Raw genomic sequence first — 9,337 nt, forward strand, 5'->3', positions numbered from 1 at the left:
ATCCTGGCATGCGCGAGCACGACTTATTGGTCGCGACATGCTTGAGCAGGGCCGCAAGCAGGTCGTTAGCTCCGGGAAGCACACCCGTTGCCGAAACGATGTGCCAGATGTCACATATTTCCCCGCTACGGGCGGCGGTCCCTGGCCGCCACGGCCAACAGTTCCTCGGCGTGGGCGATACCCAGATCCGAGTCCGGCAAACCCGCGAGCATCCGGGCCAGCTCCCGGGCCCGGTCGGTGTCCTCCACCACGCGGACCCCACTGGTCGTCACCGCGCCGCCGGTGTCCTTCTGGACCACCAGATGCCGGTCGGCGAACGCCGCGACCTGCGGCAGGTGGGTCACCACCAGCACCTGGTGGCTGCGCGCCAACCGGGCCAGCCGACGCCCGATCTCCACCGCCGCCTGCCCGCCGACGCCCGCGTCGACCTCGTCGAAGACCAGCGTGGGCGGTCCACCGGAGCCGGCGAACACCACCTCGATCGCCAGCATGACCCGGGACAGCTCACCGCCGGAGGCTCCGCGCTGCAACGGCAGCGAGGGCGCTCCCGGATGGGCCAGCAGCCGCAGTTCGACCTCGTCGGCGCCGTCCGGCCCGACACCGACCTCGACCCCGTTGACCGTCAGCGCCGGTTCCGTGCGCCCGACCGGCCGGGGCAGCACCGCCACCTCGATCCGGGCGTGCGGCATGGCCAGGCCGGCCAGCTCGACACTGACCTGCTCGGCGAAGCGGACCGCCGCCTCGCGCCGGGCCGCCGACAGCCGGGCGGCCAGCTCGGCCACCTCACCGGCCAGGCGCAGCCGCTCCCGGTCCAACTCCTCCAGCAGGTCGTCCGAGCTGTCCAACTCGGACAGGCGGGTGCGGGCCCGTTCCGCCCAGGCGACCACCCCGTCGACGTCGTCGGCGTACTTGCGGGTCAGCCCGCGCAGCGCGGCCCGCCGCTCGTAGATCACTTCCAGTCGGGCCGGGTCGGCGTCCAGGCTGGCGAGGTAACCGGACAGCTCGGCGGAGACGTCCCCGACCAGGGTCGCCACCTCGGCCAGCCGGCCGGCCAGCTCCCCGAGCGTACGGTCGACGCCGGCCTGTGCCTCCAGCGTGCGGCGGGCGGTGCCCAACAGCGCGGTCACGTCCGGGGTCTCGTCCGCCGGCTCGGTGCCACCGGCGACGCACTGGTGCGCGAGCTGGGCGGCGGTCCGCAGCCCCTCGGCGTGCTCCAGCCGCTGCGCCTCGGCCTTGAGGTCGTCGTCCTCGCCGACCTGCGGGTCCACCCGGGTGATCTCGTCCAACCCGAGCCGGAGCAGGTCCGCCTCCTGGTTGCGCTCGCGGGCGTTGCGCCGCCGGTCGGCCAGGTCGTCGGCGACCCGGCGCCACTGGGTGTAGGTCTCCCGCAGGGCGTCGAGCAGCTTCTCGTGCTCGGGGCCGCCGAACCGGTCCAGTGAGGCGCGCTGTTCGGCCGGTCGGAGCAGGCGCAGCTGGTCGGACTGCCCGTGTACGGCCACCACCTGCTCGCCGATCTCGGTCAGCATCGCCACCGGCATGCTCCGACCGCCGACGTGGGCCCGCGACCGCCCCTCGACAGTGACCGTACGACTGAGCAGGACCGCCCCGTCGTCGTCCGGTTCACCACCGGCGTCGATGATCCGGGTGTGCACTGCGGTCGCGGTCGGCTCGGTCAGCCGCAGCCGCCCCTCGACCAGCGCCCGTCCGGGGTCGGCCCGGACCCGCCCCGCGTCGGCCCGGCCGCCGAACAGCAGCCCGAGACCGGTCACCACCATCGTCTTGCCCGCGCCCGTCTCGCCCGTGATGACATTCATGCCACTGGTCAGTGGCAGTGTGGTGTCCTCGATGACGCCCAACCCGGTGATGCGAAGCTCTTCCAGCACAGCACCCGACAGTAGTGGCGGGGCCCGACACTTGACCACCCGACGGGCGGCATCGACCCGCGCGGTCGCCGACGGGACCGGGTCCGAGCGCGACGAAACGTCGGCGCGTCGCGCGCCGACACCCGGCGGCGACCCGATCGGGCAGCGCTGTGTCAGGTCAGCACGCCACTGCGTGACCCCCACGGCCGGACGAAGTCCGGAAGATGACAAGTGCCTGTTTCATCAGGCTGTTGAGAACACGCCCCGAGGTTGGTGGAAACCGGAGCGGTCGGCTCCGTCAGCGGCGACCGCCGCGCCAACCCTGCACCGGCAGGCCGAACTTGGCGACCAGCCGGTCGGTGAACGGCCGTGGCCGCAGCCGGACGATCCGTACCGGCAGGACGCCGCGCTGCACCGTCACCCGCGCCCCCGGCGGCAGGTCGTAGACCCGCCGTCCGTCGCAGCAGAGCACGGCCAGGGTGGTGAACGGGTCCACAGTGATCACGAAGGTGGACGTCGGCGCGGTCACCAGCGGCCGGCTGAACAGCGCGTGTGCGCTGATCGGCACCAGCAGCAGCGCCTCCACCTCCGGCCACACCACCGGTCCACCGGCCGAGAAGGCGTACGCGGTCGAGCCGGTCGGGGTGGCACAGACCACCCCGTCGCAGCCGTACCGAGACAGCGGTCGACCGTCGACGTCGACCAGCAGTTCCAGCATCTGGGCCCGCTCGCCCTTCTCCACACTCGCCTCGTTGAGCGCCCAGGACTCGATCGTCGGGCCGCCCTCGAACTCGGCCCGTACGTCCAGGGTGAGCCGCTCGTCCACTGTGTAGTCCCGGCTGACCACGTCCCGGACGGCCAGGTCGAGGTCGTGGATCTCCGCCTCGGCCAGGAAGCCCACCTTGCCGAGGTTGATCCCGAGCAGCGGCGCCTTGGCCGGTCGGGCCAGGTCGGCGGCGCGCAGGAAGGTCCCGTCACCGCCGAGCGCGAAGACGATCTCGGCGCCCTCGGCGGCGGTCGCACCGCTCACCGGCACCACACCGGGCAGGTCGAGGTCGTCCGCCTCCTCGGCGATCACCCGTACCTCGAAGCCGGCGGCGATGAGGTCGGCGGCGACCGTACGGGCGTGCTCCGTGCTGCGCCGCCGTCCGGTGTGCGTGACGAGCAGTGCCGTACGGCTCATCGGACCTCCTCCTGGGGCGCCTGCCCGTCGCCGGCCAGCCCGGCCGTCACCACCGCGCGTACCCGCTGTTCGTCGGCGGGTGGTGCACCCCGGCGCAGCCAGACGAAGAACTCCACATTGCCACTCGGCCCCGGCAACGGGCTCACCGCCACGCCAGCCAGGCCGAGGCCGAGCTCGGCGGCGGTGGTGGCGACGTGGAAGACGGCCTCGGCGCGCAGCTCCGGATCCCGCACCACCCCTCCCGGACCGACCCGGGTCCGGCCGACCTCGAACTGCGGCTTCACCATCAGCGCCAGGTCGCCGTCGGGGCTGGTGCAGCCGGCCAGTGCGGGCAGCACCAGCCGCAGTGAGATGAACGACAGGTCGGCCACGGTGAGGTCGACCGGACCATCGATGATCTCGGGCGTCAGGGTACGGACGTTGGTGCGCTCGAACAGCCGTACCCGCTCGTCACTCCGCAGCGACCAGGCGATCTGCCCGTAGCCGACGTCGACCGCGACCACCTCGGCCGCGCCGTTGCGCAGCAGCACGTCGGTGAATCCGCCGGTGGAGGCGCCCGCGTCCAGGCAACGTCGACCGGTCACCGCCAGCCCCTCCGGTCCGAACGCGGCCAGCGCGCCGGCGAGCTTGTGACCGCCCCTGGAGACGTACTCCTGGGTTGGATCGTCACCGATCACCCGGACCGCGTCCGCGGGGTCGACCATGGCCGCCACCTTGCGGGCGGCCATCCCCCGGACCTGGACCCGTCCGGCCTCGACGAGCGAGGCGGCCTGCTCGCGGGAACGGGCCAGACCGCGGCGGACGAGTTCGGCATCAAGCCGGGTGCGACGTGCCATGCGAGGGCTCTCCGGTGGGAAGGGGGTCTCCGTCAGGCCTGGTCAATGGTGGCCAGGGTTTCCTGAAGCGTATGGTGCGCGGCTTCGTACTGGGCGATCTGGTCGGCCGGGGGCAGGTCGGCGGCGTTCGCGATGGCCTGGAGGGCCGCGTCGACCGCCGGGTGCCCGGAGCCGTCGGCGGGACCCGGCCCACCCCGGTCGGCCGGGCCGGCGACCGGGGGCGGTGCCGGCCGGAAGGCCCCGGGTACGCCGGGACGCGGCGGTCCGGGTACGGGGCCGGCGCTCACGACGCAGCCGAGCCGCTGGCCGGCGGCAGCTTCTCCGCCGTGACCTTCTTCGCCGGCTTCGGCAGCCGCTTCGCCGCGATCTTCTTGGCGGTCGCCGGCGGGGGCTGTTCGGCCGCGGCCTTCTTCGCCAGGCTCGCGGCCTTGTTCGCGACCGCCGTCTTCGCCACGGCCTTCTTGGCCACCGCTTTCTTCGCCACCGCCTGCTTCGCCAGGGGTGCGGGGGCGCTCTCGGGCGCCGCCGGAGCCGCGCCGCCGGGCGCTGCCGCGCTCGGGGCTGCTGCCGCCGTCCGCGCCGCGCGCAGGTCCCGTTCCAGCTCGGTGACCCGTTCGTTCAGGCTCGCGACCTCGTCCGCCGTCGCCAGTCCGACCGCACCGAGCGCGCGCTCCACCTCGAACCGGACAAGTTTGGTCATCGCCTCCCGGTTGGCGAGCCCGGTCGACCTCAGTTCCTCGGCCAGGGCCTGCAACTGGGCGGCGGTGGCACCACCCTGGCCGACCAGCTTCCGGGCGACCGTCTGGGCCCGCTTCCTGGACGACTCGGTCACGCCCATGGCCAGTTCCAGGTAGGCCCGCCACGCGTCCTGCATACCCGAATCCTTTCGCTGTCGGACTATCGGCTCTCACGCTACCGGGCGCTGGTCACCCCCTGGTGCGGTACGGTGCCGGGGAACGTGCGTGGCGTGCGACAGGGAGGCTGAACATTGGCCAGCGTTGACGAGTGCCGACAGGCGTTGCACGACCTGGCAGCGCGGATGGATGCGAACGCGGCCCAGGTCCGGGACCACGCGAACCTGGAGCGGACCCTGGCCTGCCGAGTCAGCGACCTGGACTACGCCTTCCACGGCCGGATCAGCGACGGACGGCTGCTGGACCTGGCCGACGGCGACGATCCGGACGCGAAGATCGCCCTGACCACCACCAGCGAGGACCTGGTCGCCCTGGTCGCGGGGCAGCTCGACATCCCGAAGGCGCTCGCGGCCCGCCGGGTGTCGGTCGACGCCAACCCGTTCGACCTACTCAAACTCCGCAAACTGCTCTAGGCAGTGCGATACACCTCGCGGCCGGTATCGACCGCGAGGTGCATCGGAGCATCGCCACGTCCTCGGCCGCTCGGCGCCCCGCCGGGGTCAGCCGGTCAGGCCGAGTTCACCGAGCGCGGCACCGGCGGCGTCCGAGCCGGATCGGACCGAGGCGGTCGGGTGGCCGGCCCAGGCACCGGCGCAGAGCAGCCGCAACGCGTCCAGGGCACGACCGGATCCGGTGAGCGTGGGCACCCCGTCGAGGGTGACCTCCCAGCCGTCGCCGGTGACGGCGGCCGGGTTCCCCTGCGGGGTCGGCAGGTCGTCCAGCCGGACCACCCCGTCGGCGTCGAACAACCCCCGCAGGTCGTGGGCCACGTACGTCGGCCGCGCCGATGGTGGCGCGACGAGCAGGTCGGCGGCCTTGCTGACACCGGTCAGCACGAGCAGGCTGTCCATGCCGGCCCGACCGGCCCCTTCGATGTCGGTGTCCAGCCGGTCCCCCACGGTCAGCGGGCGGTGCGCCCCGTGCTGACGCGCGGCAGTACCGAACAGAGCGGATTCCGGCTTACCTACGACAAGATCCGGTTCCCGGTCCAGCGCCGTACGGAGCACCGCCACCAACGAGCCGTTGCCGGGAAGCGGACCCCGGGGACTCGGCAGGGTGCGGTCGGTGTTGGTGGCGATCCAGAGCGCACCGGCCCGGATCGCCACCGCCGCCTCGGCCAGTTGAGCCCAACCGACCTGTGGGCCGTAGCCCTGGACCACCGCAGCCGGCGACTCGTCGGCCCGCTCGACCGGCACCAGCCCGACGGCACGAACCTCGGCCCGCAGCGCCTCGGCGCCGACCACGAGCACGGGTGCACCCGCCGGGAGACGATCGGCGAGCGCCGCCGCCGACGCGACCGCGGAGGTGAGCACCTCGCCGGGCTGGGCGTTGACGCCCAGCCCGACAAGCAACTCGGCCACCTCCGCCGGACGACGGGACGCGTTGTTGGTCGCGTACGCCAACGGCTTGCCCTCGCCGTGCAACCGGGCCACCGCCTCGACCGCACCCGGAATCGGCCGGTCGATCAGGTAGATCACGCCGTCCAGGTCGAAGATGACCAGATCGTACGCATCGACCAGCCGTTCGCCCTGGACGACGCTCATGACGCGGCCGGTCCCGTACGCTCCGCCGACTTGTCCTCGTCGTCGTCACGCCGTGCCGACGCGCCCGACTCCGAATCGGTCTCGGTCTCGGTCACCGCCCCGCCCTCAACCCCGTCATCGTCATCGCTGTCGTCGTCGTCTTCGTCATCGTCGTCGTCATCGCTGTCGTCGTCTTCGTCGTCGTCATCGCTGTCGTCGTCGTCATCGCTGTCGTCGTCGTCATCGCTGTCGTCGTCGTCATCGTCGTCATCGCTGTCGTCGTCGTCATCGGCTTCGGCGTGTGCGGGGTCCTCGTCAGTCTCGTCCTCGTCGTCGACCTCTTCGTCGCCTTCCAGGACAACGCCGTCAAGTTCGAGCAAACGCTCGGCGGCGTCGGTCTCCGCGTCCTCGTCCGCGTCGGCCGCACGGGCAAACCACTCACGCGCTTCCTCACGTCGTCCGACGGCGAGCAGCGCATCGGCGTACGCGTACCGCAACCGCGCCGCCCAGGGCTCGTCAACGGCACCGGTGAGCTCGCGGACCTGCAGCATCGCCACCGCCGCATCGCCCTGTCCCAGGTCACCCCGAGCACCAGCGGCCACGATCAGCAGCTCGATCGCCTGTGCCGGGTCCATCGACTCGCGATCAGCCCCACGGAACAGGTCGATGGCCCGCTCCGGCCGCCCCAGAGCCCGCTCGCAGTCGGCGAGTACGGGCAGGTGGGTCTGCTGCCCACTCATCCGGTGGTACGTGCGCAGCTCCGCGATCGCGGTCTGCCACTCCCCCGCGTGGTACGCGGCGAGGCCCACTGCCTCTCGTACCGCAGAGATACGCGACGCGAGTCGCCGAGCAGCGAGGGCGTGCGCCAGCGCAAGTGCCGGCTCCTCGTCGATCAGTTGCCCGGTGGCCACCAGGTGTCGAGCCACGGTGTCCGCTACCGCCTTGGTCAGCGACAGCAGTTCCGCCCGTACGCTGTTGTCCAGGTCGGTCGCGACGATGTCGTCAGGCAGTGCCGGTGCGTCGCCGCCGCCGGGCTGGTCGCCATCCCGCGACGTGCCCCGGTCGAACCGGTTTGGACCACTCTCGCCACGGCCCCGGTCGCCGCCTTCGCGGCCACGGTAGCCACCGTCCCCAGCCGGACCCGACGATCCCCGCCGGTCATCCTGACGCGGCCGGTCGTCCCTGGCCGGACGCGGCCCATTCTGGTCCCGACGGAAACCGCCACGGGAGTCGCCGCCGGCAGCACCATCGCGCGGCGGACCGGAGCGGTAGCCACCGTCACGGGAGCCACCGCCATCACGCGGGCCGCTACGGAAACCACCGTCGCGGGAACCACCACGGGAGTCCCGGTCACCACCGAAACCACCCTCACGCGGCGGACCAGACCGGTAGCCACCCTCACGCGGGGGCCCCGACCGGAAACCACCCTCACGGGGACCGGAGCGGTAGCCGCCGTCACGGGAACCGCCGGCACTGTCACGGGGGCCGCTACGGAAACCACCGTCGCGGGAACCACCACGCGAATCGCGGTCGCCACCGAAACCACCCTCACGCGGCGGACCAGACCGGTAGCCACCCTCACGCGGCCCGGATCGGAAACCACCGTCACGGGAACCACCACCATCACGCGGACCGCTACGGAAACCACCGTCACGGGAACCACCACGCGAATCGCGGTCGCCACCGAAACCACCCTCACGCGGCGGACCGGAGCGGTAGCCACCGTCACGGGAGCCACCGCCATCACGCGGGCCGCTACGGAAGCCACCGTCGCGGGAACCGCCACGGGAGTCCCGGTCACCGCCGAAACCACCCTCACGCGGCGGACCAGACCGGTAGCCACCCTCACGGAAACCGCCACCATCACGCGGGCCGCCGCGGAAGCCACCCTCACGGGAGCCACCGGCGCCATCGCGAGATCCACCTCGGAAGCCACCCTCACGGGAACCACCACGGGAGTCCCGGTCACCACCGAAACCACCCTCACGCGGCGGACCAGACCGGTAGCCACCCTCACGCGGGGGGCCGGAACGGAAACCACCGTCACGGGAACCGCCACCATCACGGGGGCCAGAACGGAAACCACCCTCACGAGAGCCACCGCCGGCACCGTCTCGCGGGCCGCCACGGTAGCCGCCCTCACGCGGGGGGCCGGAACGGAAACCACCGCCGCCGGAACCGCCACCATCACGCGGGCCGCCACGGAAACCACCCTCACGGGAACCACCACGGGAGTCCCGGTCACCACCGAAACCACCCTCACGCGGCGGACCAGACCGGTAGCCACCGCCGCCGGAACCGCCACCATCACGCGGACCGCTACGGAAACCACCCTCACGGGAACCACCACGCGAATCGCGGTCGCCACCGAAACCACCCTCACGCGGCGGACCAGACCGGAAGCCGCCCTCACGCGGGGGGCCGGAACGGAAACCACCGCCGCCGGAACCGCCACCATCACGCGGGCCGCCACGGTAGCCACCCTCACGGGAGCCACCGGCGCCATCGCGAGATCCACCTCGGAAGCCACCCTCACGGGAACCACCACGGGAGTCCCGGTCACCACCGAAACCACCCTCACGCGGCGGACCAGACCGGAAACCACCGTCGCTACGGCCGCTACCACCTCGGTAGCCGCCGGCGCCTGCGCCTCCTGATCCGGAGCCGCCACGTTGTCCGCCACCGGCGGAGCCGCCACGCTCACCTGACCCACCACGGGAGTCCCGATCGCCCCGGTAGGGCGGGCGGTCATCCCGGCGCGGGGATCCGCCGCGACCACCGTCGCGGTAGGGGCGATCGTCGTTTCGGCGCTGACGGTCGTCGCCCTGCGGTCCTGAACTCACGGGTACATCCTTCCTCATGGCACTCATGCCGGAACAACGCAGTCAAGGGCCGACCCGGATGGGGCGGCCCTCGACTGGAAGATTGTCCGGCGGCGTCCTACTCTCCCACACCCTCCCGAGTGCAGTACCATCGGCGCTGGAGGGCTTAGCTTCCGGGTTCGGAATGTAACCGGGCG

At 72.3% G+C, this 9,337-nt stretch carries 9 protein-coding genes and 1 rRNA gene; 1 reads left to right on the forward strand and 9 read right to left on the reverse strand.

Features of this window, described 5'->3' with window-relative positions; genetic code table 11:
- Positions 1 to 125: 125 nt before the first annotated feature.
- The 5 genes from recN to ACZ6QQ_RS26940 form a co-directional block, all read right to left on the reverse strand.
- Positions 126 to 1,883, reverse strand: coding sequence for a DNA repair protein RecN (gene recN / locus ACZ6QQ_RS26920; protein WP_465880028.1), 1,758 nt, complete (start codon positions 1,881 to 1,883; stop codon positions 126 to 128).
- A 277-nt stretch (positions 1,884 to 2,160) separates the two neighbouring features.
- A complete protein-coding gene (locus ACZ6QQ_RS26925) occupies positions 2,161 to 3,045 on the reverse strand; it encodes an NAD kinase (RefSeq protein ID WP_465880030.1) in 885 nt (294 codons plus the stop codon).
- The gene (locus ACZ6QQ_RS26930) at positions 3,042 to 3,881 is read right to left on the reverse strand and encodes a TlyA family RNA methyltransferase (protein ID WP_465880031.1); all 840 of its coding nucleotides are present in this window, start codon (positions 3,879 to 3,881) and stop codon (positions 3,042 to 3,044) included. The genes ACZ6QQ_RS26925 and ACZ6QQ_RS26930 overlap by 4 nt, the downstream gene beginning before the upstream one ends.
- Before the next feature lie 32 nt (positions 3,882 to 3,913).
- Complete coding sequence (locus ACZ6QQ_RS26935) at positions 3,914 to 4,168, reverse strand: hypothetical protein (RefSeq protein WP_465880033.1); 255 nt, start codon at positions 4,166 to 4,168, stop codon at positions 3,914 to 3,916.
- Entirely contained in the window at positions 4,165 to 4,755 is a 591-nt protein-coding gene (locus ACZ6QQ_RS26940; protein WP_465880035.1) for a phasin family protein, read from the reverse strand. The genes ACZ6QQ_RS26935 and ACZ6QQ_RS26940 overlap by 4 nt, the downstream gene beginning before the upstream one ends.
- 114 nt (positions 4,756 to 4,869) lie before the next feature.
- Between ACZ6QQ_RS26940 and ACZ6QQ_RS26945 the strand changes: the two genes are divergently transcribed.
- Entirely contained in the window at positions 4,870 to 5,208 is a 339-nt protein-coding gene (locus ACZ6QQ_RS26945) for an alkyl sulfatase C-terminal domain-containing protein (protein WP_465880036.1), read from the forward strand.
- Positions 5,209 to 5,295: 87 nt separating this feature from the next.
- Here ACZ6QQ_RS26945 and ACZ6QQ_RS26950 read toward each other — a convergent pair whose 3' ends face one another.
- The 4 genes from ACZ6QQ_RS26950 to rrf all read right to left on the reverse strand — a co-directional run.
- A complete protein-coding gene (locus ACZ6QQ_RS26950; RefSeq protein ID WP_465880037.1) occupies positions 5,296 to 6,339 on the reverse strand; it encodes an HAD-IIA family hydrolase in 1,044 nt (347 codons plus the stop codon).
- Positions 6,336 to 7,244, reverse strand: coding sequence for a Replicase polyprotein 1ab (locus tag ACZ6QQ_RS26955; protein WP_465880038.1), 909 nt, complete (start codon positions 7,242 to 7,244; stop codon positions 6,336 to 6,338). Before ACZ6QQ_RS26955 ends, ACZ6QQ_RS26950 begins: the two co-directional genes overlap by 4 nt.
- 20 nt (positions 7,245 to 7,264) lie before the next feature.
- Positions 7,265 to 9,022 carry a hypothetical protein gene (locus ACZ6QQ_RS26960; protein ID WP_465880040.1) on the reverse strand — a complete coding sequence of 586 codons (1,758 nt, stop codon included), beginning with the start codon at positions 9,020 to 9,022 and terminating at the stop codon, positions 7,265 to 7,267.
- A gap of 223 nt (positions 9,023 to 9,245) precedes the next feature.
- Positions 9,246 to 9,337: ribosomal RNA gene (rrf, locus tag ACZ6QQ_RS26965) — 5S ribosomal RNA — on the reverse strand; the annotation flags it as partial.

The organism is Micromonospora sp. NPDC049529, from assembly GCF_055586685.1.